The organism is Curtobacterium sp. SORGH_AS_0776 (genome assembly GCF_031453355.1).
GTDB lineage: Bacteria > Actinomycetota > Actinomycetes > Actinomycetales > Microbacteriaceae > Curtobacterium.
Genome location: NZ_JAVIYU010000001.1, coordinates 1,379,884 through 1,401,888 on the forward strand (window position 1 = coordinate 1,379,884; position 22,005 = coordinate 1,401,888).

Consider the following 22,005-nt stretch of genomic DNA (forward strand, 5'->3'; position numbering starts at 1 on the left):
TGGACGCCGGGCTAGGGTCTGATCGTGCAGCACGAGACGACCCCGCCGTTCCGCTTCCGGACGCCTCCCGGGTGGCCGACACCCTCCGCCGAGTGGGTGGAACTGCACCAGGCCGCCGAGCCCGCACCGGGGTGGTCGCCCGCACCGGGGATCCCGCCCGCACCCGTGGACTGGCGCTTCTGGGCCCCGGTCCCGCGGTCGTTCCGGGGCTTCGTGCCGGCCGCAGCCCGCCGCCTCCGCGTCGCCCAGTGGATCGGCCTCGTGGTGGCGCTCCTCGCGCTCGCCGCGGTCAGCGTCGTCGCGGCGCTCGGTGGTCTGGCCGTGGTCGGACTCCTGCCGCTCGTGGCCGGGATCGCGGTGCTGGTGGTGTGCTCCGCGCGGGCGGGCGAGCTCGCTGACCGGACCGCGGCCTCGATCCGGGACGATGCGGCGGTGTGGCGGCGGACGGAGGTCCCGGCGCGGGCACGGGCGGCGTTCCCGGAGCTCGACCAGGACGCAGCCGTGGCTGCCTGGGAGTCGGCGGCGTGGGGGATGCCCACCGTGCGGCCGTTCGCCGTGGCGGCGGACGCGGCACCGGAGCGTTCGCCGCTGCGCCACCGCACCCGTACGGTCGTCGCCGTGACGGCCGGTGCCGCCGCGCTCCTGCTCGTCGTCGGCGCGACGACGGCCGTCGACCCCGTCGTCCGTGCGCTGCAGAGCAACGGGCAGACGCTCGCGTACGGACTCCAGGACACCGCACCCGACGGAAGCGTCCCGGACGACAGCGGCCCGGACGACGACGCACCGGACCAGGACGCACCGGACGCGGGGGACCAGGCGCCGTGGACCTCGGACGACGGCACGGTCACCGCGTCGTTCATCGGCGACGACGAGACGTGGCAGGCGACCTGCGGAGCGATCGACTTCGCGGACGGCTGCTGGGCGTGGCAGATCGACAGCGAGTGCGACGGGCCGGCGCGGGTCACGGTCGGGTTCTCCGCCACCGAGGGCGGTGACGACGTGCGCACCGACAGCCGCACGGTCGTGCTGACCTCGGGGCGACCGCTCGTCCTCACCGAGCAGGGGTCCGAGGAGTGGGGCGGCATCCGCGACGTCACCTGCTCCACCGCACCGGAGCACGCCGTGGCGCTGACCCGGAGCCCGCTCGACTCCGACGCCGAGGACGCCGACGGCTCGTGGCCGGACGGCTGCGTCGACTACGGCTGCGCCGGGTGGGAGGTCACCCCCGAGGCGTCCTGCGACTCGGCGACCGTGCAGTTCTCCGTCGACGAGGAGGTCGCGACGCTGCCCGGTCCGCACGACCTCGTGGTGGCGACGGCACTGCGCGCGGGCGAACCGGTGGACGTCTGGGCGGGCGGCGCGTGGCTGCCGGACGACGACGCGACGATCTCCCAGGTGACCTGCGGCTGAGCCCGGCCCGCGGGCTCCGCGGGGACGGGACGCCGCGTGGACCAGAATGGTGCACGTGCACAGCGGCGACGATCGAGGACCGGACCGGGTGGTCCTCGGCGACAACCTCGACGTCCTGCCGACCCTGGCGGACGGCTCGTTCACGCTCGTGTACCTCGACCCGCCGTTCAACACCGGCCGCTACCAGCGTCGGCACGCGAGCGCCGCAGTCCGCGAGCCGACGGTCGGCGACGAGGCCGCAGCTGCCGATCGCCGACGTGAGCGGGTGACGGGCTTCCGGGGGAGCTCCTACGAGCGCGTCCGCGGCGACCTCATGCGCTTCGACGACCGGTTCGAGGACTACTGGTCGTTCCTCGAACCGCGGCTGCTCGAGGCGTGGCGGCTCCTCGCCGAGGACGGCACCCTCTACCTCCACCTCGACTACCGCGAGTCGCACTACGCCAAGGTCCTGCTCGACGCCCTGTTCGGCCGGGAGTCCTTCCTCAACGAGATCGTCTGGGCGTACGACTTCGGTGCGAAGTCCCGGTCACGGTGGCCGACGAAGCACGACACGATCCTCGTCTACGTGAAGGACCCGTCACGGTACTGGTTCGACTCCGAGGCGGTCGATCGTGAGCCCTACATGGCGCCGGGACTCGTCACACCCGAGAAGCGCGAGCGCGGCAAGCTCCCGACGGACGTGTGGTGGCACACGATCGTGTCCCCGACCGGCAAGGAGAAGACCGGCTACCCGACGCAGAAGCCCGAGGGGGTGCTGCGCCGCATCGTCCAGGCGTCGTCGCGCGAGGGCGACTGGGTCCTCGACTTCTTCGCCGGCAGCGGGACGACGGGCGCGGTGGCCCGCGCGCTCGGCCGGCGGTTCGTGCTCGTGGACGACAACCCGGTCGCCGTCGACGTGATGCGCCGACGGCTGCCGGAGGCGTCGTTCGACGTGGTCAGCCCGTCGGACGCATCGGCGGGCTGACCACGTCGTTACTCGGCTGAGTGACGCCCGTGCCCGTGCTCGTCGGGCCTGGAGGCGCGGCTCGCCTCCGCAGCGTCGCCGCCGGTGGTGTCCGTGGTCGCGTCCGTCGCGGCGTGCGCGGCTCGGGTGCGGATCGCGCCCGTGGTGGTGGGCGGCTCGTCGACCGGCGCGGCGGCGGAGTGCGCGCCGTGCGTGGTCGCGTCGGGCAGTGGTGCGCGGGTGCCGTCGAGGGAGACGGTGGAGGCACCGCCGGCTGAACCGGCCGACCGGGTCGTCGACTGCCCGACACCGACACCGACGCCGACCGCGGAACCGGCCGAGCGCGGCTGCGAGACCACGTCCGGCGAGGTCGGGACGACCGCCATCGAGCCGGTGTCCGGCGAGACCAGCGATCCCGTCCGGGCGGCTGCGTGCTGGGCGTCCACGGTCAGGCGGTCCGCGTCGGCGGTCGCCCGCTCGTTGTCCGCGCGCTCGGTGTTCGCCTGCTCCTGCAGTGCCGAGACCTTGCGGAGCGGCGGCACGCGGAAGAACCAGGTGAGCACGAAGGCGAGCAGGATCACGGCGAGGCCGACGTAGTAGACGACCACGGCGGAGTCGCTGAACCCGACGAGGAATGGCCGGGTGAGGCGCTTGTCCGCGCCGTTGAGGAACGACGTGTCGCTCGTCGACGAGCTGGTCGAGGAACTCGCGCTCGAGTCACCACTCTTGAGCTGCTTGACGAGCGTCGGAGCGACCTCGTCGACGACGTTCTGGCGCTGGTCGGCGTTCGAGTAGTCCACCTGCAGCGTGCCGTCCACGACCTCGGCGTTCGCCTTCGACGCGGCCGTCTCGAGTGCCTGCTGCTCGGCGGCGGGCTTCGCGGCGGCGACCTGCTGGGCGATGACCGTGTCCGCCGAGGCCTCGGGGACCGTGCCGGCTGCGACCTGCTGCTGGACGGCAGCGGTGACCTGCTTCGTGACGGCGGCGTCCGCGGCCTCCTTGGCCTGGGCGGCGCCCTTGTCGAGACCGTCCTGGACGTTCTGCTGCACCGGGTCGACGATCTTGTTCCAGATCTGGTCCATCACGCCCTTGTTGTCCGACGCGTTCGCGACCGACGGGGTGAGTGCGGCGTTCAGGGCGCTCTTCAGGTCGCCCTCGTTCTGCATCGCCGTCGTGATGTTCGTCGGCATGAGCGTGAACAGGACGGACAGCAGCACGGCGGTGCCCATGGTGCCGCCGATCTGGCGGAAGAACGTGGCGGCGCTCGTTGCGACGCCGATGTCCCGCGGGCTGACCGAGTTCTGCGCCGCCAGGGTCAGGGTCTGCATGAGCTGCCCGAGCCCGAGGCCGATGCCGAACATGCCGAGCATCAGGAACCAGAGCGGACGATCGGCGGTGAGGAACGTCAGGACGGTGAACCCGATGGCCGTGAACGCCGTGCCGGTGATCGGGAAGACCTGGTAGTTGCCGGTCCGCGAGATGATCTGGCCCGAGGCGATCGACGAGATCATCAGACCGAGCACCATCGGGAGCATCGCGAACCCGGACTCGGTCGGCGTGACGCCCTTCACGATCTGCAGGTACAGCGGGATGGTGAGCATCGCGCCGAACATGCCGAAGCCGACGAGGACCGACAGGATCGCGGACATCGAGAACACCCGCGAGCCGAACAGCTTCAGCGGCAGGATCGCGTCGTCGCCCATCGCGCGTTCGACGATGATGAACGCGATGAGCCCGAGCGCACCGATCGCGTAGCAGGCGAAGGCGCCGGGGGAGTCCCAGCCCCACTCGCGGCCCTGCTCGGCGATGAGGAGCAGCGGCACCAGGGTCACGATGACGAGCGTCGCGCCCCACCAGTCGATCCGGGGCTTGCCGCGGTCGCCGAACTTCGGCAGGTGCAGGAAGGTCAGCACCATGAAGAGCGCGATGATGCCGATCGGCACGTTGATCAGGAACACCCAGCGCCACCCGGCGATGAACAGCAGCTGGTCCGCCCCGGCGAAGACACCGCCGACGAGCGGGCCGATGACGCTCGAGATGCCGAAGACCGCCAGGAAGTAGCCCTGGTACTTGGCGCGCTCGCGCGGGGCGAGCATGTCGCCCATGATGGCGAGCGGCAGGGACATCAGACCGCCGGCGCCGAGGCCCTGCAGCGCGCGGAACCCGGCGAGCATGAGCATCGAGGTCGAGAACGACGCGGCGAACGATCCGACGATGAAGATGCCGATCGCGGTGAGGAACAGCGGACGCCGGCCGAAGATGTCGGACAGCTTGCCGTAGATCGGCGTCGTGATCGTCGACGCGATGAGGTAACCGGTCGTCACCCAGGCCTGCTGGTCGAGGCCGTGCAGGTCGTCGCCGATCGTGCGGATCGCGGTACCGACGATCGTCTGGTCGAGGGCGCCGAGGAACATCCCCGCCATCAGGCCGTAGATGACCAGCAGGATCTGCCGGTGGTTCATCACGGCGTTGGACGAGGTGGTGGGTGCCGCGGGTGCGGTCGCGGTCTGGGTCATGTGCAGGGTCTCCCGGAAACTTTGCGCTGGCTGCAAAGTTACATCTGCCGCAAGGTGAAGGGTCGCGCCGGAGTGGGTTCCTGAGTGGATCGGCAGCACCGGCGCCGGTTTCGGTGGCGTCTGTCGGAACGCCCTCGTGAGCGCTCCCGACGCCGTCACAGTACGCCCGAGCGTGACGTGCGGTGCGTCAGGACGCTGCGGCGGCCTGTTCGAGGGCTTCTTGGAACCGCTCGTCCGCCTCGATGCGCATCGCGCCCGTCTCGTCGTCGAAGCCGGACACCGCGCTGACCCGGCCGTTGCGCGAGAAGTACAGCAGGGGGCTCAGTACCCCGCCGGGCAGGCCGTGCTCGCCGTCCGTGAGCACCTGCACGACCAGGCCGGCGAGCATCTGCACCGAGGTGATGCTCGACGCGTCACGGATCGGGACGGCGAGCAGGAGGTGCCGGTGCGGGATCGCGAACACCGTGCCGAACCCGGCGGCACCGAAGAGCGCCGGGAGGTTGACCGCCTTCGACGCGACGAACAGGGACTCGCCCTCGACGATGAACACCCCGGGGGCGATCTCGGCGTGCTCGTCCACCGGTTCGTCGTCGGTGCCCAGCTGCCCGAAGGCGAAGAGCTCGTCGATGCCGAGGGCGAGCCGCGGCAGGGTCGGACCCGACAGCGTGCTGACCATCGTCGGGTAGTCGACGCACAGCCCGAGCACCAGCCCGGGAGCGAACGGTCGGGCGTAGTCGAGGTCGGTGGGGTCGGACGGGCCGGCGCCGAGGCCCGTGCCGCCGTCCGCGCTGGGGTCCGGCAGGATCCGCAGTCGGATGCGCTGCCGCAGCTCGTCGGCGCCGAGCTCCTCGGGTGCCGGCTCGCTGTACGCCTGGATCATCCGGTCGAAGTGCTCGGCGACCATGTCGGCCTGCACGTCCGGGGTCTCGCCGTGCACCTGCGCCGCGAGGTTCTCGAGCAGGAAGACCCGGCCGTCGGTACCGACCAGGCGAGCCTGCTCACCGGCCGGTACCTCGACCGTGGTCTCCATGCCGCGCTCGGCGAGGGCTCGTTGCGCGAGCACCACGAGCGTCGGGGCGGGCTCGTCGTGCCGATCGTCCTGCTTCCGGCCGAACCACCCCATCCGCGCGGGACCTCAGGCCCCGAGTGCGGCGTCGACGATCTCCTTGGCTTCGCGCTGCACCTGTTCGAGGTGCTCCTGCCCGACGAAGCTCTCGGCGTAGATCTTGTAGACGTCCTCGGTGCCGGACGGGCGGGCCGCGAACCACGCCTTGTCGGTGACGACCTTCACGCCGCCGACGGCTGCGTCGTTGCCCGGAGCCTTCGACAGCTTCGCCGTGATCGGGTCGCCCGCGAGGGTCTCGGCGGTGATGGCGTCACCGTCGAGCTTCGACAGGCGGGCCTTCTGCTCCTTGCTCGCGGCGGCGTCGACACGCTGGTAGACCGGGGCGCCGAAGCGTTCGGTCAGCTCGTCGTAGAGCTGCGACGGGGTCTTGCCGGTGACCGCGATGATCTCCGACGCCAGGAGCGCCAGGATGATGCCGTCCTTGTCGGTGGTCCACGCGGTGCCGTCCTTGCGGAGGAACGACGCGCCCGCCGACTCCTCGCCGCCGAAGGCCACGGAACCGTCGATCAGGCCCGGGACGAACCACTTGAAGCCGACCGGGACCTCCCACAGGCGGCGACCGAGGGACTCGGCCACGCGGTCGATGATGCTCGACGACACGAGGGTCTTGCCGATCGCGGCGTCGTCGCGCCAGGCCGGACGGTGCGCGTAGAGGTACTCGATCGCCACGGCGAGGTAGTGGTTCGGGTTCATCAGGCCGCCGTCGGGCGTGACGATGCCGTGCCGGTCGGAGTCGGCGTCGTTGCCGGTGAGGACGTCGTAGTCGTCCTTGCGCGCAACGACCGAGGCCATCGCGCTCGGGCTCGACGGGTCCATCCGGATCTTGCCGTCCCAGTCGAGGGTCATGAACGACCAGGTGGGGTCGACGTCGGGGTTGACCACGGTGAGGTCGAGCCCGTAGTGGTCGCGGATGCGGTTCCAGTAGGGGAGCGATGCACCACCGAGCGGATCGGCGCCGATCTTCACGCCGGCACGCTTGATCGCGTCGATGTCGATGATGTTCTCGAGGTCGGCGACGTAGGCGCCGAGGAAGTCGTAGCGGTCGGGCGACGCGTGCTCGGTGCGCTGGACCTCGGCGTTGCCGCCGGCGATGATCGCGTTCGCGCGCTCGGCGATCCAGCTCGTCGCGTCACTGTCCGCCGGGCCACCGTGCGGCGGGTTGTACTTGAAGCCGCCGTCGCGGGGCGGGTTGTGGCTGGGCGTGATGACGATGCCGTCCGCCGTGTCCGCGTTGCCGGCACGGTTGTACGCGATGATCGCGTGGCTGAGCGCCGGCGTGGGGACGTAGCCGTTCTCGCTGTCGGCGAGCACGTGCACGCCGTTGGCGGCGAGGACCTCGAGCGCGGTGCGTTCGGCGGGGCCGGACAGCGCGTGCGTGTCACGGCCGATGAAGAGCGGGCCGTCGGTGCCCTGCGACGTGCGGTACTCGACGATCGCCTGTGTGATCGCGGCGATGTGGGTGTCGTTGAACGCGGAGTCCAGCGAGGAGCCGCGGTGCCCCGAGGTGCCGAAGACGACCTTCTGCTCGGGGACGGAGACGTCCGGCACGCGCTCGTGGTACGCGGCGATGAGGGCGTCGAGGTCGACGAGGTCGTCTGCTGTGGCAGGGGTGCCGGCGCGGTCGTTCATGCGTCCATCCTGGCATCGCGCGGGTCGGCACGCCCAGGAACGTCGCGCCTGTGGACGACGAGCGCACCTGTGGACGAGGAGCGAGCGGCCGTCCGCACCGGGGAGAAAGGGGGACACCCCGGGTGGACGACCGCTCGCGGCACGGGGACGGCGTCAGGCCGTGCGGAACGAGCCCGTCGCGGTCCGCAGCGAACCGGTGGCCGTGCGCGTCCAGGACGTCGCGGTGCCGGGCCGACGGGACTGCGTGTCGACGAAGCGGCCGAGCGCGCGACCGATCCCGGTTCCGGTGTAGGTGCCGATCGGTCGCCAGGCGGCGTCCACCGCGTAGGCGCCGAGCTCGTCACGGTTCTCGAGGCCGGTCACGTACGCGCCGCCCAGGGGGTTCTGACGGTTCTGCATGGATGCTCCTCGTCGTCGTGCCGAGGGTCGTCGGTCACCGGGCCGGCGACCGCGACGCCGTCGGCTTGATGACCACCACACTACCTCCTTCTTTTGCATGACACAAAAGAAGGAATGCTCAGGCGAGCAGCTCGCAGAAGGTCCGGCCCTCGGCGGTCCAGCTCTGCTTCGCCACCAGGCCGACCGTCTCGGCGTGGTCGAGCAGGGCGTCGACGCCCACCTCGGCCCACGGGAAGCCCGCGCTCTGGTGGCCGTCGGCGTCCACCACGCGGGCGGTGTACACCCGGTCGGCGGTGCGGTCGACGTGGGTCTCGACGACCACGCGGCCGCCGACGCGCACGATCTCGCGGCACCGGGCGAGCAGGGCCGCCGGGTCGCCGCCGATGCCGATGTTCCCGTCGATCACGAGCGCCGTGTCCCAGTGCCCCTCGTCGGGGACGGTGTCGAAGACCGAGCCCTGGATCGCCGTCCCGCCGGAGCGTCGGGCGATCGCCACGGCGTCGGCGGAGACGTCCACGCCGAGCGACGGGATGCCGAGGGTGCGCGCGGCGACGAGCATCCGCCCCGGCCCGCAGCCGATGTCGATCACCGGCCCGTCCGCACCGTCGAGGAGCGACCGGTCGATGCGGTCCGCCGCGGCGCTCCAGCGGCCGACGTCGAGCGTGACCGCCCGGTCAGGTCGGGAGGTGTCCGTCAGCCGGATGCGACCGTCGGTGCGGAGCGCACGCGCGTACGGTTCGCCACCGCCGGCCCCGAAGGAGACGGGTGCTTCCATGGTCATCGGAGTGCCCCCGTGGTCTCGGCCTGCAGTGCGGCGGCGAACGCGGAGTCGGGTACGAGATCGGCGACGCGCTCGGCATCCGGCACGGTGTCGACGTCGAGCAGGACCCCGAGGGTGCCCGCGTCGAGCCCGGCGTCGGTCAGGCGGGCGAACTGGACCGCACCGGTGTCGTCCTGCGACATCGGCACGCCGCGGAGCAGGTCGCCGTCCGGGTCGCGCAGGTAGAGGGACCAGAAGCCGCCGTCCTCGGCCGGGCCGAACCACGCGTCGCGCTGCGGCTCGTCGAACACCGGCGCGACGTCGGCCGGGCCGAACTGCGGCGTGTCCATGCCGACGAGCAGCGTCGGGCCGTCGACGGCGTCGAACAGTGCACCGAGGCGCTCGTCGAGGCCGCCCGTGGTCTGGTGGATGACGTCGAAGCCCTCGGCGCCGGTCGGCAGCACCGTGCCGTCGTAGAACAGCACCCGACGGGCGGCGGGCAGCGCACGGACGGTCGCCAGCGTGTCCGCGAGGCTCGCGGCGGCGACCCGCGCGGCACCCTCGGGGGTGAGCGCCGGCGTCAGGCGGGTCTTGACCCGGCCGGGCAGGCACTCCTTCGCGACCACCGCGACGGTGATGTCGGTCGTCATGAGTGGACCTCCTCGGAGTGGGTGGGACCGGCCACGTGGCGGACCGGAGTGGGTGCGACGACGGTGGGTCGCGCCTCCCGGCGGTACTCGCGCAGCAGACGCGACATGTCCTTGACGGCGTTGACGGTGCCGCGGAGCGTGCCGGTGACCTTGCTGTCGCCGATGCGCTGCGCGTACCCGATGTCGGACTCGTCGACGCGCCACCCGGCGGCGTGCGCCGCGAGGACCATCTCGAGCGGGTAGCCGCTGCGCCGGTCGCGCAGGTCGAGGGAGACCAGGTCCGCGCGACGCATCACGCGCATCGGGCCGAGGTCGCGCAGCCGGTACCCGGTCGCGCGACGCATCAGGACCGCCAGGACGCGGTTGGCGAACCGGGCGTGCGGTGCCCAGGCGCCCGGCGTGGTCGGCACGCGGCGTCCGAGGGCGAGGTCGGTGTGTCCCGTGGCCACGCGGGCGACGAGCGGGACGAGCTCGGCCGGGTCCATCGAGGCGTCGGCGTCGCAGAAGGCGACGTACTCGGCCGTGGCGGCGGCGACCCCGGCGGCGCAGGCCGAGCCGAAGCCCTTCACCGGTTCGGTGACGACGAGGGCGCCGTGGGCCCGGGCGACGTCGGCGGAGCCGTCGGTCGAGCCGTTGTCGACGACGATCGCGCGGTAGCCGCGCGGGAGTCGGCCCAGGACCTCGGGGAGGGCATCGGCCTCGTCGAGACAGGGGAGGATGACGTCGACGTTCATGTCGCCCATTCGGTGCGGAGCGTCGGAACGACTGGTGTCGGCTCCCGCCGCGCGCGTCGGCGGGGTGGGGCGGTCGGTCTCGTGGGCCGGCTGTCGTTCCATGCCTACGACACAACACGTGATGAGCGGTCGGGGTACAGGATCGGCGTCCCCCGATGGACGTTCCGCGCACTCTCGGTGGCGGGCCACCCCTGATCGGGGGACACGCCGGTGGGGCGTCCGGCGGACGCGTCACGCGGTGGAGGTGCCGGCCTGGAGGCGCGGTGCCGGTTTCGGGGACCGGCGCCGCGCCTCCAGGCGGTCGCGCTCCTGCCCGCTGGCCCGCCTGCCTGCCCGCCCGCCCGGTCGCCTGCCTGCCCGCCCGCCCGCTCGCCCGCCGGCCCGGTCGCCGAGCGGGCACGAAACGTCGCGTTCGCGGCCGCTGTGCGGCCGGTTCCGCCCGCTCGCCGAACGCGAGCGGCGAGTCGTGCCCGCTCGACCGCTCAGCCCGGGCGACGCATCCCGCCCGCTCGCGGGCGCGCCCGATCGCGGCCGCGCCCGCTGGCGGCGGCGCGGCCTACTGCACCGCGGCGCGCAGCGGCGCCGTCGCGAACTCCCGCATGCCGCGCTCGAAGTCGACCTCGGCACGCCACCCGAGCTCGGCGGCGATCCGGTCCGACGACGCCGTCACGTGCCGGACGTCCCCGAGGCGGTACTCGCCCGTGACGACCGGTCGCGGCCCCTCGGGACCGGCGATCGCGGCCGCCATCTCGCCGATGGTGTGCACGACGCCGGAGCCGACGTTGTACGCACGGAAGGTCTCCGCCGGGAGCTCCGCCGTCGCGGCGATCGACGCGGCGTTCGCGCCGGCGACGTCGTCGACGTGCACGAAGTCCCGACGCTGGCGGCCGTCCTCGAAGACGCGGGGGGCCTCGCCGCGTGCGAGCGCCGAGCGGAACAGCGAGGCGACGCCGGCGTACGGCGTGTTCGCGGGCATGCCCGGCCCGTAGACGTTGTGGTACCGCAGGGCGATCGCGCGGCCTCCGGTGGCACGGGCCCACGACGACGCGAGGTGCTCCTGCGCGACCTTCGTCTGCGCGTACACGTTGCGGGGGTCGAGCGCGGCGGACTCGTCGATCAGGCCCGGCAGGAGCGGCGTGCCGTCCGGCCCGATCGGGTCGAACTCACCAGCGTCGAGGTCGGCCCGGCGACGGGCAGGCGGGCGCACGGCCTCGCCGGCGGCGGTCGTGTACGCCCCCTCGCCGTAGACGACCATCGAGCTCGCGACCACGAGCCGGCCGATGCCGTGGCGGTCCATGCCGGCGAGCACGTGGGCCGTGCCCGCGTCGTTCGTCGAGACGTAGTCCGGGGCGTCCTGGAAGTCGACGCCGAGGCCGACCTTGGCGGCCTGGTGGCACACCACGTCCACACCGTCGAGGGCCGCGTCGAGGGCGACCCGGTCGCGGACGTCGCCGTGCACGAACTCGATGCCCTGCTGCTGGTGGGCGGTGACGACCTCGGCGGGGTCGCCGTGCACGTCGTCGCGGAGGGAGTCGAGCACGCGCACCTCGTGGCCCTCGGCCCGGGCGCGGCGGACGATGGCGGAGCCGATGAAGCCGGCGCCGCCGGTGACGAGCAGGCGGGTCACGCGGTGGCTCCCGTGGTCGCTGCTGCGGGCCGTGCGCTCGTCATGGCGCTCGCGCTCGCCTCGGCCGGGACGAGCTCGCGCGGGGCGTAGTCGTCCGGGATCGCCGCCACGATCGAGCCGATCGCGCGGACGATCACCTCGTTCGCGCGGGCCAGGCGCTCCATCACCATGCCGTGCGTGACCGGGGCCTCGCCGGTTCCGGCGGCTGCCTGCGCTTCCGCCTCGGCCTCGGCCGGGGCCAGGCCGGCATCGGCGTCGGTCACGAACGAGAGGTTCACCGTCCCGATGCCGAGCTCGGCCGCGAGCGGCACCTCCGGCGTCATCGTCATGTTGATCGTGTGGCCGCCGGCCTCGCGCATCCAGATGGACTCCGCACGCGTCGAGAACCGCGGCCCCTGGATCACCACGCACGTGCCCGTCGGGCGGAACGGCACGTCGAGGCGCTCGATCGCACCGATCGCGACGCGTCGGAGCACCGGGTCGAACGGATCCGCGAAGGAGAGGTGCTGCACGGCGTCCTCGAAGAACGTGTCCGCGCGGCCCCACGTGCGGTCGATGAGCTGGTCGGTCACGACGAAGGTCCCCGGGGCGTAGTCGGGGTGCAGCCCGCCGACGGCGCTCGACGACACCACGGCGCGGACCCCGAGCGACCGCAGCGCCCACAGGTTCGCGCGGTGGTTGATGCGGTGCGGGGCGACGGAGTGCGCGCGGCCGTGTCGGGTGAGGAACGCGACGCGCTTGCCGGCCATCGTGCCGATGCTGATCGGGCTCGACGTGGCGCCGAACGGGGTGTCGACGTCGATCTCGTCCGCTGTGCCGGGTTCGAACAGCTCGTAGAGGCCCGAACCGCCGATCACCCCGATGCGCGTCTCGTCCACAGCCCCGGTCGTGGTCACGTCGTTCTCCACAGGTCCTCCGAATGGTCCTCGGCGCGTTCTGCGCGCTCGTTACGCTACTGGGACCGCCCCCGGCCGGACCGGGAGCGGGCACACTTCTCACCTGTTCGGAGGCGCACGTGCGAACGATCGGTCAGCACCGCGACGAGATCGCGGCCCTGGTCGCGCCGGTCCTGTCCGCCAGGCGCTCCGCGGCTCCGGAGGCACGGGACATCGACGACCTCGCCACCGGTGCCGGCGTCGGACGGGGGCACCGCGTGCTCGCACGTGCCGTCGTCGCACCCGTGCCGCTCCCACCGTTCGACAACAGCCAGATGGACGGCTTCGCCGTCCGTGCCGCCGACACCGGTCGCGTGCTGCGGGTGGTCGCCCCGATCCCGGCGGGGACGATGCCACCGGCGCTGGACCCCGGGACCGCTGCGCCGATCATGACGGGGGCGCGCATCCCGCTCGGCGCCGACGCGGTGTTCCCGGTCGAGGCCACCGACCTCGGGGCGTTCCCCGCGGCGCTGGCCTTGGCCGAGGTCAGGGTGCCGGACGACCTCGCCACCGGGACCTTCGTCCGGGCGACGGGCACCGACCTGCCGAGCGGGGGCGAGCTGGCTCCTGCCGGTGCTGCCGTGACCCCAGCGGTGCTCGGGACGCTCGCCGCGGCCGGGGTCTCGACGGTCGACGTCGTCCGGCAGCTTCGGGTCCTGGTCGTGTCCACCGGCTCCGAACTCCAGGGCGCCGGTGACGCCACGATCGGCGACGCGAACGGCATCGCACTGCGGGCGGCGCTCGCCGAGGTCGGAGTGGCCTCGCGGTCGGTGCGGGTGCCGGACGACGAATCGACCTTCGTCGCGGCCCTCGACGATGCGGTCGGGGACTGGGCCGACCTCGTGCTCACCTCGGGGGGCATCAGCGCGGGGGCGTACGAGGTCGTGCGGCAGGCCCTCGAACCGCGGGGTCTCGCCGTCACCCACGTTGCGATGCAGCCCGGCGGCCCGCAGGCGTTCGGTACCGTCGAACTCGCCGGGCGTCAGGTCCCCGTGGTGTCCTTCCCCGGCAACCCCGTGTCGGCGCTCGTCTCGTTCGAGGTCTTCCTCCGCCCGCTCTTGGCGGCGGACGCCGGGATCCCCGACGACCGCGTCGCCGCAGTGCTGCCCGCTGCGGACACCGCGACCTCGCCGGAGGGCAAGCACCAGGTCCGGCGCGGACGGGTCGAGGACGGCCGCGTGCACTTCGTCGGGGGCCCCAGCTCGCACCTGCTCGCGCACTACGCCACCGCCACGCACCTCGTCCACGTCCCGATCGGCACCGCCACGGTGGCGCCCGGCGACCCGCTGACCGTCTGGAGCCTCCGTTGACCGAACCAGCACCCGCCGCCGACGAACTCTCGCACGTCCGCGCCGACGGCACCGCCCACATGGTCGACGTCTCCGAGAAGGACGTCACCGCGCGGTCCGCCACCGCGACCGCGACCCTCGTCACCCGCCCCGACGTCGTCGCCCGCATCCTCGACGGCTCGCTGCCCAAGGGCGAGGTGATCGGCACCGCCCGCATCGCGGCGATCATGGCAGTGAAGAAGACCTCCGACCTCATCCCGCTCTGCCACCCGCTCCCGATCGCCGGGGTCGAGGTCGACATCACCGGCGACGACGACCGCGTCCTCGTCGAGGTGTCCGTGCGGACGACCTCACGGACCGGCGTCGAGATGGAAGCGCTGACCGGCGCGAGCGTCGCGGCCCTGACCGTGTACGACATGGTGAAGGCCGTCGACCGCACGGCCACGATCACGGACGTCCGGGTGCTCGAGAAGCACGGCGGACGCTCGGGGGACTGGAGCAACCGATGACCTCGCAGCCGACCAAGGGCCGGGCGGCCGTCGTGGTGGTGTCGACCCAGGCGTCCGTCGACCCCGCGCTCGACCGGACCGGTCCCGTCATCGCGGGCTGGCTCCGAGAGCGAGCCTTCACCGTGGCCGAGCCGGTCATCGTGCCCGACGGGGGCCCGATCGCCGAGACGGTCTCCGCCGAACTCCTGTCGGACGCCCGGGTCGTGATCACCACGGGCGGGACCGGCGTCACCCCGACCGACCGCACGCCCGAGGCGATCGCACCGCTCATCGACCTCGAGCTCCCCGGCATCACCGAGGAGATCCGGCGCCGCGGACTCGCCGGAGCAGGACCGACCGCGCTGCTCAGTCGTGGCATCGCGGGGATCGCCGGCGGCGGCACCCTGATCGTCACGCTCCCCGGGTCCCGCGGTGGTGTCGCCGACGGACTCGCGGTCCTCGACGGCCTGCTCGACCACGTCCTCGCCCAGGTCTCGGGCGAGGGCCACGCCCCGCGGAGCGCCTCGTGACGGACGCTGCGACGGCCGGCGACCGGGTCGTGGTGGCCGACGTCGTGGACCGCTCGATCACCGTCGACGAGGTCTCGGTCGTCGTCGCCACCGACCAGGACGGCGCCGTCGTCACCTTCGCCGGGGTCGTCCGCGACCACGACGGCGGCAAGGGCGTGACCGCGCTCGAGTACGAACGGCACCCGAGCGCCGGCGAGGTCATCGCCGAGGTGGCCCGGACCATCGCCGGCGCTCACCCCGAGGTCCGCATCGCCGTGCTGCACCGCGTGGGCGCGCTCGGCATCGGGGACGTGGCGCTCGCCGCAGCCGTGTCGTCCCCGCACCGGGCCGAGGCGTTCGCTGCCTGCGGTGCGCTCGTCGACCTCGTGAAGGAGCGGGTGCCGATCTGGAAGCACCAGCGGTTCACCGACGGCTCCGACGAGTGGGTCGCCGCCCTCTGACGGATCCTCAGTCAATCTGGTTGCATCGGGGGCGATGACCGACACCGCAGCACGGGCCGCGTCCCGGTGGGCGCTGGCCGAGGAACGCGCACGGCTCGTGCTCGACTCGCAGCCGCCGCGCCGCCTGCCCATCGCCACGCTGACCGTCGCGTTCGCAGCAGCGGTCCTCGCGCTGATCGCCGCTGCACTCGTGTTCGCACCGGACTCCGACGGACGCTGGGTGGCGGCGACCGTCGGCGTCGGCGTCGGCTTCGCGGTCGTCATCCTCGACTCGAGCCGGACGTTCCGATCGAGCCGACACCCCGAGCGACTCCCCGTGACCCGGTCGCTGTCGGGCCGTGAGCGGCATGCCGTCGACCGGGCGATCCGGGGACGTGTGGACGCTCCCGACGAACGGCTGGACGTGGTGCGCGCGACCGCGGTGCAGTCGAGCAGCGGCCGCGCCCTGCTGTCCACCGGCGGCGGGCTCGTCCTCCTGACCTCGGTCGCGGTCTCGAACATCCTCTTCTGGCCGCTTTACCTCGCCGCCGCGATCGCCGCCGCCGTCGCGGTCGGGTTCGGGTTCCGCGACGTCGTCGTCGCACGTCGGTACCTCGCCGGCGACCCTGTGGATCCCCGCAGCGCACCGTTGCCGGATCGCAACCGCGCCACGCGTTCGGGGCGTAGCGCCGGTTCCTAGCCGATCCATAGAATCCGAGACCATGAGCGTGCTGTTGTACGGGGCCGGCGTGGTCCTGCTGGTCTTCGCCCTGATCGACATCCTGACGAAGACCGACGACCAGATCCGTGGGCTCCCGAAGTTCGCCTGGGTGCTCCTCGTGGTCCTCGTCCCCGTCGTCGGCAGCATCGTCTGGTTCGCCGTCGGACACGACTGGGCGCCGGGCGAGCGGAACCACGGCCGGTACCTCGAGCCGGCTCGCCACGAAGACCGGTACGCCACGCTCGGCGATGCCCGCAACGCCCACGGCGACAAGCGGGTGAGCGGCACGGAGCAGGAGCTCGCCGAGCTCGAGCGCGAGATCGAGTACTGGGAGGCCCAGGCGCGCCTCATGCGGGCGAAGGAAGCCGCCGGCGAGGGCGAGCCGACCACCGGGACCTGACCAGCGCCTCCCGACCCGCGCCGCACCCCTGACGGACGCACGTGCGAGGTCCCGCCCGACGTGCGACCCGCAGCCCGTCCCACGGAGCGAGGAACCTCGCACGCTGCGGAACGCCCCCCCGCACCGACCACCGGCCACGCCGCCTACCCTTGACGGGTGGCTCATCTCCTCGGCGCCGAGAACCTGCATCTCGAGTTCCCCACCAAGGTCGTCTTCGACAACGTCACCCTCGGCATCGACGAGGGCGACCGCATCGGCGTGGTCGGCCGGAACGGCGACGGCAAGTCGACCCTCCTCGCCCTGCTGTCCCAGCGCCTCGAACCGGACGGCGGCCGCGTCACGCACCGCCGCGGCCTGACCGTCGGGTACCTCGACCAGCGCGACATCCTGCCCGCGGGCGAGACCGTCGGCACCGTCGTCGTGGGGGACCTCGCCGAGCACGAGTGGGCCGGCGACCCGAAGATCCGCGACATCATCGGCGGCCTCGTGTCGGACATCCCGTGGGACGTGTCGGTGGACGAGCTGAGCGGTGGCCAACGCCGCCGCGTCGCCCTCGCGCGCCTGCTCGTCGGCGACTGGGACGTCCTGTTCCTCGACGAGCCCACGAACCACCTCGACGTCGAGGGCATCCAGTGGCTCGCCGAGCACATCAACGGCCGGTGGTCCGCGAACCAGGGAGGAATGGTGGTCGTGACGCACGACCGGTGGTTCCTCGACGCGGTGTCGACCGACACGTGGGAGGTCCACGACGGCGTCGTCGACCCGTTCGAGGGCGGCTACGCGGCGTACATCCTCCAGCGCGTCGAGCGTGACCGGCAGGCCGCCGCGAGCGAGCAGCGCCGGCAGAACCTGGCCCGCAAGGAGCTCGCATGGCTCCGCCGCGGCGCCCCGGCCCGCACGAGCAAGCCGAAGTTCCGCATCGACGCGGCGAACGCGCTCATCGACGACGTGCCCCCGATCCGCGACACGGTCGCCCTCGCGAAGACCGCCACCGCGCGCCTCGGCAAGGACGTCGTCGACCTGCTCGACGTCAGCGTCTCGTTCGACGGCACCGAGATCCTCGACCGCATCGAGTGGCGGATCGCGCCGGGGGAGCGCACCGGCATCCTCGGCCCGAACGGTGCCGGCAAGTCGACCCTGCTGAGCCTCGTCTCCGGGCGCCTGCAGCCCACGAGCGGCCGCGTCAAGACCGGCAAGACCGTGCAGGTCGCCGTCCTCGACCAGCAGCTCGCCGACCTCGCGCAGTTCGCCGACGACCGCGTCCGCGAGGTCGTCGCCCGCAAGAAGACGAGCTACGTCGCCGACGGCAAGGAGATGACGCCGTCCCAGCTGCTCGAGCGGCTGGGCTTCACCTCGGCGCAGCTCTCCACGCCGGTGAAGGACCTCAGCGGTGGCCAGAAGCGGCGCCTGCAGCTCATGCTCATCCTGCTCGACGAGCCGAACGTGCTCATCCTCGACGAGCCCACGAACGACCTCGACACCGACATGCTCGCCGCCATGGAGGACCTGCTCGACACCTGGCCGGGCACCCTCCTCGTCGTGAGCCACGACCGGTACCTGCTCGAGCGCGTGACCGACCAGCAGTACGCCGTGCTCGGCGGGCACCTGCGGCACCTGCCGGGCGGCGTCGACGAGTACATGCGGTTGCGTGCGGCCGGCACCGGAGGCGGGACCGCCTCTGCGGCTGCCGCCGCGTCTGCCGGGAGGCCCGACACCGCTGGCGGGGCGGGCTCGGCCGGAGCCGTGGCCGGGTTCACCGCCCCGGTCGGCCCCGGCACGTCGGCCGCCGCCGCTTCGGGCTTGTCCGGGGCAGAGCGTCGGACCGCCGAGAAGGAGATGGCGGCGCTCGACCGCAAGATCGCGAAGGTCGGGGACGACCGGAAGCAGCTGCTCGACCAGTTCGCGACGCACGACCAGTCGGACTACGCCGGACTCGGGGAGCTGCAGGCTCGCCTGGCCGCTCTGGAATCCGAGGTCGAGCAGCTCGAGGAGCGCTGGCTCGAGGTCGCGGAGCAGCTCGGGGTGTAGCGGGGTTCGGCCTGGGTCAGGTGTCGTCGCCGAACCGGGGCCCGCAGCCGATCGCCGCTCCGGCGTTCTCGTCGTCGACACCGATGGTGAACGACTGGTCGAGCGTGCGGGTGCTCGTCGTCCAGAGTGGGCCGGTCGTGGTGGCCGTGAACCTTCGGATGTGCCCGGCGCTCGCTCCGTCCCGCACGACCATGCGCCCGCCGAAGTCGAGAGTGCCGTGTGGCGGCACCGTGACACCGTCGCCGAGAGGGACCGTCCGGCCCCACTCGCGCGGCACCTCGGGATCGTCCGTGACGAAGAGTCCACTGCTGGCCGTACCGGGGTGCGGCACGACCGCGAGGTGCGACACTTCGGCGTCCTCGACGTCCGAGATCGTGACGTCACGGACACGGATGCTCCGGCCCGATTCGTTCGAGAACTCCACCATGAACCAGGCGGCGGCCGTCGGTGCGCCGTCGGGGTAGGACCCGCACGCGGCACCCCACCCGGGCTCGGACCGCAGGGTGTTCCCGGGAGCCGTGGCCACACCGAGCCCGACCGCGAGGACCACCGCCCCGATCGCACTCGCCCCGATGACCGCTCGCCCGATGTCCATGTCCTCACCGTAGGGGAGGTGGCGGTCCGGACGCGGCTACGCCGGTGTCGCGTCCTGAGGCGCGATGCCGCCGGGGTTCGCGACGACCTCCCACAGGTGCCCGTCGGGGTCCTGGAAGAAGCCGGACCACATGCCCCACGGCCGCGTGTACGGCGCCGCGAGCATCGTCGCACCGGCGGCCCGCGCGCGGTCGAGGAACGCCTCGGCGTCGGCCTGGCTGTCCACGAAGTGCCCGATCGTGCTGCTCGGCGCGGTCGCGAGGGAGACCCCGGAGTCCTTCGCCATGTCATCGCGGCCGTACACGCTGACGATGAGTCCGTCGTCGAGCGTGAACATCGCCGTGGTGCCGCCCGCCTCGGTGTCGGTCGCGGGGTACTCGGTGCCGATCACCCCGCTGCCGTCGATCCCGAGCAGGGCGCGGTAGAACTCCGTCGAGCGTGCGACGTCGGCGACGGCCAGGGTGATCGCGTGCATGGGCCGGAGGCTACCCCCGCAGCGCCGGAGCGTGTCCGCCGCACCGCCACAACGCCGCTGCCAGGGCGTCGATCTCCTTCCGGGCGGCCGGGTCGCTCGTGCCCTCGGCGAAGACCGTGAACACTATGCGGTCGCCGCCGACCTCGTCGGTCACCCCGGTCAGGCCGTACATGTCGTCGAGCGTCCCGGTCTTGCCCCGGACGTGGCCCCGGGCGTCCGATGCGGCGCCGGTGAAGCGACCGTCCTCGCCGAGCGTGCCCGTCCGACCCGCGACGGCGAGACCAGCGTCGACCGGACCGAGGCCGTCCTGCTTCGAAGCGACGGCGCGCATCAGCGTGGTGAGCGCCGAGGCGGGTACCCGGTTGTCCGGGCTGAGGCCCGAGCCGTCGACGAGGCGCAGGCCTCCGGTCGGTACGCCGTACCGCACCAGGGCCTTCGTGCTCCCGGCCTGCACGGCGTCGAAGGAGCGGCCGGCACCCTCGGCGACGGCGACGTGGCGGGCGAGCACCTCGGCGAGGGTGTCGTCGGAGTCCGTGAGCAGCATCCCGACCAGTTCCGACACCGTCGCCGACCGCACGGTCCCGAGCACCTGCGCGCCGGACGGCGCCGGCACCGAGGTCGTGTCCACCCGGACGTCCGGCCCGAGGAGTGCCGCGAACGCCGTCGCCGCGCGCGCGACCGCCCCGGCGCTCCGCAGCGAGTACGACTCGGTCGGGTCGTCGCGGTCGCCGTCGACCATGAGCGACGTGATGTTCGAGACGCTGCCGCTGGTCCGGGCGCTCTCCGGCCAGCTCGGGTGCCACGCCGGCCCGTCGAACAGGCTGGTGTCGACCTGCACCGAGGTCACCGGCTGCCCTGCACGGGCCTCGAGCACCTGCCGCGCCAGGTCGTCGAGGTGCGGTGCGTGCGGGTAGACGCTGTCCTGACCGGACGGCAGCCGGCTCAGGGTCGGATCGCCGCCGCCGACCAGCACGACCGCGCCCGGATCGGTACCCGCGACGACCCGGGTCGTGAACCGGTGGTCGGGTCCCAGCGCGGACACCGCCGCGGCTGCCGTGACGACCTTCATCGTGCTGCCGGTCTGCGTCGGCTCGTCACCCCGGTGCGTCAGGACCGTCTTCCCCGTCCGGGCCGATCGCGCGTCGAGGAACAGCGCACCGTGGTGCCAGCGGGCGGCGAGGTCGTCCGCGGTGCAGAGCTCGCCCGCCGCCTTCGCCTGGCGCTGCGCACCGATGGCCGAGGTCGTCGCCGTGATGCCCGCTGCCAGCAGCAGGAGCACCAGCACGAAGAGCAGGGTGTACCGGCGACGACGGATGAGGGCGCGGAGTCTGGGCATGCCGACCATCGTCGCCGGGGTCGGTGTCGCCGCACATCGACCCGATGACCGAAGCCCGGCCCGTGGACTCGGCCGAACGGATGAAGCCGCGCGGTGGCCGGATGAAGCCGCTCGGCGGTCGGGTCAGTCGCCGAGCCCGAGGATGAGGCGTCGCAGCAACCCCGACAGCTGGTCCTGCTCCGTGTCGGACACCCCGGCGAGGATGGCCCGCTCGGCGGCCAGCAGGTCCGCGATCGCGGCGTCCACCGCGGCTCGCCCGGCGCCGGTCAACGACACGAGGATGCCCCGGCCGTCCTTCGGGTCGGTGCGACGCGCGACGAGCCCTCGGGCCGCCAGCCGGTCCACCCGGTTCGTCATCGTGCCGCTCGACACCAGCGTCTGCTGGAGGAGCGTCTTCGGGCTCAGCTCGTACGGCTCACCCGCCCGCCGCAGTGCCGACAGGACGTCGAACTCCCACGGCTCGACATCGCTCGCGTCGAACGCCGCCCGTCGTGCACGGTCGAGGTGTCGGGCGAGCCGGTCGACGCGGGACAGGACCTCGAGCGGGCCGAAGTCCAGGTCGGCGCGCTCGCGACCCCACGCCGCGACGATGCGGTCGACCTCGTCCTCCTGCGGCATCCCACCATCTTGGCGGAAGCAGGGGCTGCACGGCCAGCCGCCGCGGTCGTGGGAGGATGGACGGGCGCCTCCGTGCGCGTTCCGCCTTGGTGTAATGGCAGCACGACGGCCTTTGGTGCCGTTAGGTCCGGGTTCGAATCCTGGAGGCGGAGCCCGGGGGTGATCCGAGTTTTCGGCGTTCGGGTTGAGACTTTTCGCGGCTGGGGGAGCTTGGCGCCGCGAAAACCGGGTTGGGCACCCCGGGGACGAACTGCGAGACGTCGTACGGGACTGAACCCCTAGGCCAAAGGTGCTCTGCGCCAACGACAGAACCCCCTGCCCGACAAACGGGCAGGGGGTACCGCGGCCGGGGCGGCCGTCAGGAGGGTCGATGTTCAG

General features: G+C 72.7%; 22 protein-coding genes, 1 tRNA gene and 1 pseudogene. 11 read left to right on the top strand and 13 right to left on the bottom strand.

Translation table 11 applies throughout. The features are described 5' to 3' along the window. The first annotated feature begins 24 nt into the window (after positions 1-24). Together QE359_RS06965 and QE359_RS06970 are read left to right on the top strand one after the other, a co-directional pair. Complete coding sequence (locus QE359_RS06965) at positions 25-1,410, top strand: hypothetical protein (protein ID WP_309778488.1); 1,386 nt, start codon at positions 25-27, stop codon at positions 1,408-1,410. Positions 1,411-1,456: 46 nt separating this feature from the next. Next, positions 1,457-2,374: a DNA-methyltransferase gene (locus QE359_RS06970; RefSeq protein WP_396127723.1), complete on the top strand. Its 918-nt coding sequence runs from the start codon at positions 1,457-1,459 to the stop codon at positions 2,372-2,374. An 8-nt stretch (positions 2,375-2,382) separates the two neighbouring features. Here the strand turns inward: QE359_RS06970 and QE359_RS06975 are convergent, their stop codons facing one another. The 9 genes from QE359_RS06975 to QE359_RS07015 all read right to left on the bottom strand — a co-directional run bounded on the left by QE359_RS06975 (position 2,383) and on the right by QE359_RS07015 (position 12,690). Beyond that, positions 2,383-4,869 (bottom strand): MDR family MFS transporter, encoded by a 2,487-nt coding sequence (locus QE359_RS06975; RefSeq protein ID WP_309778492.1) that lies wholly within the window; start codon positions 4,867-4,869, stop codon positions 2,383-2,385. Positions 4,870-5,056: 187 nt separating this feature from the next. Beyond that, on the bottom strand, positions 5,057-5,992 hold the full coding sequence (locus tag QE359_RS06980) for a hypothetical protein (protein ID WP_309778493.1): 936 nt from the start codon (positions 5,990-5,992) through the stop codon (positions 5,057-5,059). Positions 5,993-6,004: 12 nt separating this feature from the next. Then, on the bottom strand, positions 6,005-7,624 hold the full coding sequence (gene pgm, locus QE359_RS06985; protein WP_071295065.1) for a phosphoglucomutase (alpha-D-glucose-1,6-bisphosphate-dependent): 1,620 nt from the start codon (positions 7,622-7,624) through the stop codon (positions 6,005-6,007). A 153-nt stretch (positions 7,625-7,777) separates the two neighbouring features. Continuing rightward, positions 7,778-8,023 carry a hypothetical protein gene (locus tag QE359_RS06990; RefSeq protein ID WP_309778494.1) on the bottom strand — a complete coding sequence of 82 codons (246 nt, stop codon included), beginning with the start codon at positions 8,021-8,023 and terminating at the stop codon, positions 7,778-7,780. Between the two features lie 118 nt (positions 8,024-8,141). Continuing rightward, positions 8,142-8,804, bottom strand: coding sequence for a class I SAM-dependent methyltransferase (locus QE359_RS06995; protein ID WP_309778497.1), 663 nt, complete (start codon positions 8,802-8,804; stop codon positions 8,142-8,144). Beyond that, entirely contained in the window at positions 8,801-9,433 is a 633-nt protein-coding gene (locus QE359_RS07000; RefSeq protein ID WP_139219734.1) for a DUF2064 domain-containing protein, read from the bottom strand. Before QE359_RS07000 ends, QE359_RS06995 begins: the two co-directional genes overlap by 4 nt. Continuing rightward, entirely contained in the window at positions 9,430-10,176 is a 747-nt protein-coding gene (locus tag QE359_RS07005) for a glycosyltransferase family 2 protein (RefSeq protein ID WP_309778498.1), read from the bottom strand. Before QE359_RS07005 ends, QE359_RS07000 begins: the two co-directional genes overlap by 4 nt. Before the next feature lie 547 nt (positions 10,177-10,723). Further along, entirely contained in the window at positions 10,724-11,794 is a 1,071-nt protein-coding gene (locus QE359_RS07010; RefSeq protein WP_309778500.1) for an NAD-dependent epimerase/dehydratase family protein, read from the bottom strand. Next, positions 11,791-12,690 (bottom strand): MTAP family purine nucleoside phosphorylase, encoded by a 900-nt coding sequence (locus QE359_RS07015; RefSeq protein ID WP_309778501.1) that lies wholly within the window; start codon positions 12,688-12,690, stop codon positions 11,791-11,793. The genes QE359_RS07010 and QE359_RS07015 overlap by 4 nt, the downstream gene beginning before the upstream one ends. Positions 12,691-12,809: 119 nt before the next feature. On the opposite strand from QE359_RS07015, the gene glp reads away from it, so the two are divergent. The 8 genes and pseudogenes from glp to QE359_RS07050 all read left to right on the top strand — a co-directional run bounded on the left by glp (position 12,810) and on the right by QE359_RS07050 (position 18,604). Further along, positions 12,810-14,039: a gephyrin-like molybdotransferase Glp gene (gene glp / locus QE359_RS07020; protein WP_309778503.1), complete on the top strand. Its 1,230-nt coding sequence runs from the start codon at positions 12,810-12,812 to the stop codon at positions 14,037-14,039. After that, positions 14,036-14,527, top strand: coding sequence for a cyclic pyranopterin monophosphate synthase MoaC (moaC, locus tag QE359_RS07025; protein WP_309778505.1), 492 nt, complete (start codon positions 14,036-14,038; stop codon positions 14,525-14,527). Before glp ends, moaC begins: the two co-directional genes overlap by 4 nt. Next, the gene (locus tag QE359_RS07030) at positions 14,524-15,036 is read left to right on the top strand and encodes a molybdopterin-binding protein (RefSeq protein WP_261645783.1); all 513 of its coding nucleotides are present in this window, start codon (positions 14,524-14,526) and stop codon (positions 15,034-15,036) included. The genes moaC and QE359_RS07030 overlap by 4 nt, the downstream gene beginning before the upstream one ends. Continuing rightward, positions 15,033-15,476 (top strand): molybdenum cofactor biosynthesis protein MoaE, encoded by a 444-nt coding sequence (locus QE359_RS07035; RefSeq protein ID WP_309778507.1) that lies wholly within the window; start codon positions 15,033-15,035, stop codon positions 15,474-15,476. Before QE359_RS07030 ends, QE359_RS07035 begins: the two co-directional genes overlap by 4 nt. Before the next feature lie 34 nt (positions 15,477-15,510). Then, positions 15,511-16,155, top strand: a complete 645-nt coding sequence (locus QE359_RS07040) for a hypothetical protein (RefSeq protein WP_309778508.1) — start codon at positions 15,511-15,513, stop codon at positions 16,153-16,155. Positions 16,156-16,177: 22 nt separating this feature from the next. Then, positions 16,178-16,576, top strand: a complete 399-nt coding sequence (locus QE359_RS07045; RefSeq protein ID WP_309778510.1) for a PLDc N-terminal domain-containing protein — start codon at positions 16,178-16,180, stop codon at positions 16,574-16,576. Between the two features lie 258 nt (positions 16,577-16,834). Further along, positions 16,835-17,201: pseudogene (locus tag QE359_RS19060) on the top strand (ATP-binding cassette domain-containing protein); the annotation flags it as partial. A 56-nt stretch (positions 17,202-17,257) separates the two neighbouring features. Further along, positions 17,258-18,604 (top strand): ABC-F family ATP-binding cassette domain-containing protein, encoded by a 1,347-nt coding sequence (locus tag QE359_RS07050; protein ID WP_396127753.1) that lies wholly within the window; start codon positions 17,258-17,260, stop codon positions 18,602-18,604. 16 nt (positions 18,605-18,620) lie between these two features. Here the strand turns inward: QE359_RS07050 and QE359_RS07055 are convergent, their stop codons facing one another. The 4 genes from QE359_RS07055 to QE359_RS07070 form a co-directional block, all read right to left on the bottom strand. Continuing rightward, entirely contained in the window at positions 18,621-19,199 is a 579-nt protein-coding gene (locus tag QE359_RS07055) for a hypothetical protein (protein ID WP_309778513.1), read from the bottom strand. Positions 19,200-19,235: 36 nt separating this feature from the next. After that, positions 19,236-19,673, bottom strand: a complete 438-nt coding sequence (locus QE359_RS07060) for a VOC family protein (RefSeq protein WP_309778514.1) — start codon at positions 19,671-19,673, stop codon at positions 19,236-19,238. A gap of 10 nt (positions 19,674-19,683) precedes the next feature. After that, positions 19,684-21,009, bottom strand: coding sequence for a D-alanyl-D-alanine carboxypeptidase/D-alanyl-D-alanine-endopeptidase (dacB, locus tag QE359_RS07065; protein ID WP_309778516.1), 1,326 nt, complete (start codon positions 21,007-21,009; stop codon positions 19,684-19,686). A gap of 123 nt (positions 21,010-21,132) precedes the next feature. After that, positions 21,133-21,627, bottom strand: a complete 495-nt coding sequence (locus QE359_RS07070; protein ID WP_309778517.1) for a MarR family transcriptional regulator — start codon at positions 21,625-21,627, stop codon at positions 21,133-21,135. An 80-nt stretch (positions 21,628-21,707) separates the two neighbouring features. Here QE359_RS07070 and QE359_RS07075 point away from each other — a divergent pair. After that, positions 21,708-21,779: transfer RNA gene (locus QE359_RS07075), tRNA-Gln, on the top strand. Positions 21,780-22,005 lie beyond the last annotated feature (226 nt).

Coding starts and splice junctions, on each gene's coding strand:
- QE359_RS06970 (WP_396127723.1), top strand. CDS start 1,457: ATGGTGCACGTGCACAGCGGCGACGATCGAGGACCGGACCGGGTGGTC.
- QE359_RS06975 (WP_309778492.1), bottom strand. CDS start 4,869: ATGACCCAGACCGCGACCGCACCCGCGGCACCCACCACCTCGTCCAAC.
- QE359_RS06980 (WP_309778493.1), bottom strand. CDS start 5,992: ATGGGGTGGTTCGGCCGGAAGCAGGACGATCGGCACGACGAGCCCGCC.
- pgm (WP_071295065.1), bottom strand. CDS start 7,624: ATGAACGACCGCGCCGGCACCCCTGCCACAGCAGACGACCTCGTCGAC.
- QE359_RS06990 (WP_309778494.1), bottom strand. CDS start 8,023: ATGCAGAACCGTCAGAACCCCCTGGGCGGCGCGTACGTGACCGGCCTC.
- QE359_RS06995 (WP_309778497.1), bottom strand. CDS start 8,804: ATGACCATGGAAGCACCCGTCTCCTTCGGGGCCGGCGGTGGCGAACCG.
- QE359_RS07000 (WP_139219734.1), bottom strand. CDS start 9,433: ATGACGACCGACATCACCGTCGCGGTGGTCGCGAAGGAGTGCCTGCCC.
- QE359_RS07005 (WP_309778498.1), bottom strand. CDS start 10,176: ATGGGCGACATGAACGTCGACGTCATCCTCCCCTGTCTCGACGAGGCC.
- QE359_RS07030 (WP_261645783.1), top strand. CDS start 14,524: ATGACCTCGCAGCCGACCAAGGGCCGGGCGGCCGTCGTGGTGGTGTCG.
- QE359_RS07040 (WP_309778508.1), top strand. CDS start 15,511: ATGACCGACACCGCAGCACGGGCCGCGTCCCGGTGGGCGCTGGCCGAG.
- QE359_RS07045 (WP_309778510.1), top strand. CDS start 16,178: ATGAGCGTGCTGTTGTACGGGGCCGGCGTGGTCCTGCTGGTCTTCGCC.
- QE359_RS07050 (WP_396127753.1), top strand. CDS start 17,258: ATGGTGGTCGTGACGCACGACCGGTGGTTCCTCGACGCGGTGTCGACC.
- QE359_RS07055 (WP_309778513.1), bottom strand. CDS start 19,199: ATGGACATCGGGCGAGCGGTCATCGGGGCGAGTGCGATCGGGGCGGTG.
- QE359_RS07060 (WP_309778514.1), bottom strand. CDS start 19,673: ATGCACGCGATCACCCTGGCCGTCGCCGACGTCGCACGCTCGACGGAG.
- dacB (WP_309778516.1), bottom strand. CDS start 21,009: ATGCCCAGACTCCGCGCCCTCATCCGTCGTCGCCGGTACACCCTGCTC.
- QE359_RS07070 (WP_309778517.1), bottom strand. CDS start 21,627: ATGCCGCAGGAGGACGAGGTCGACCGCATCGTCGCGGCGTGGGGTCGC.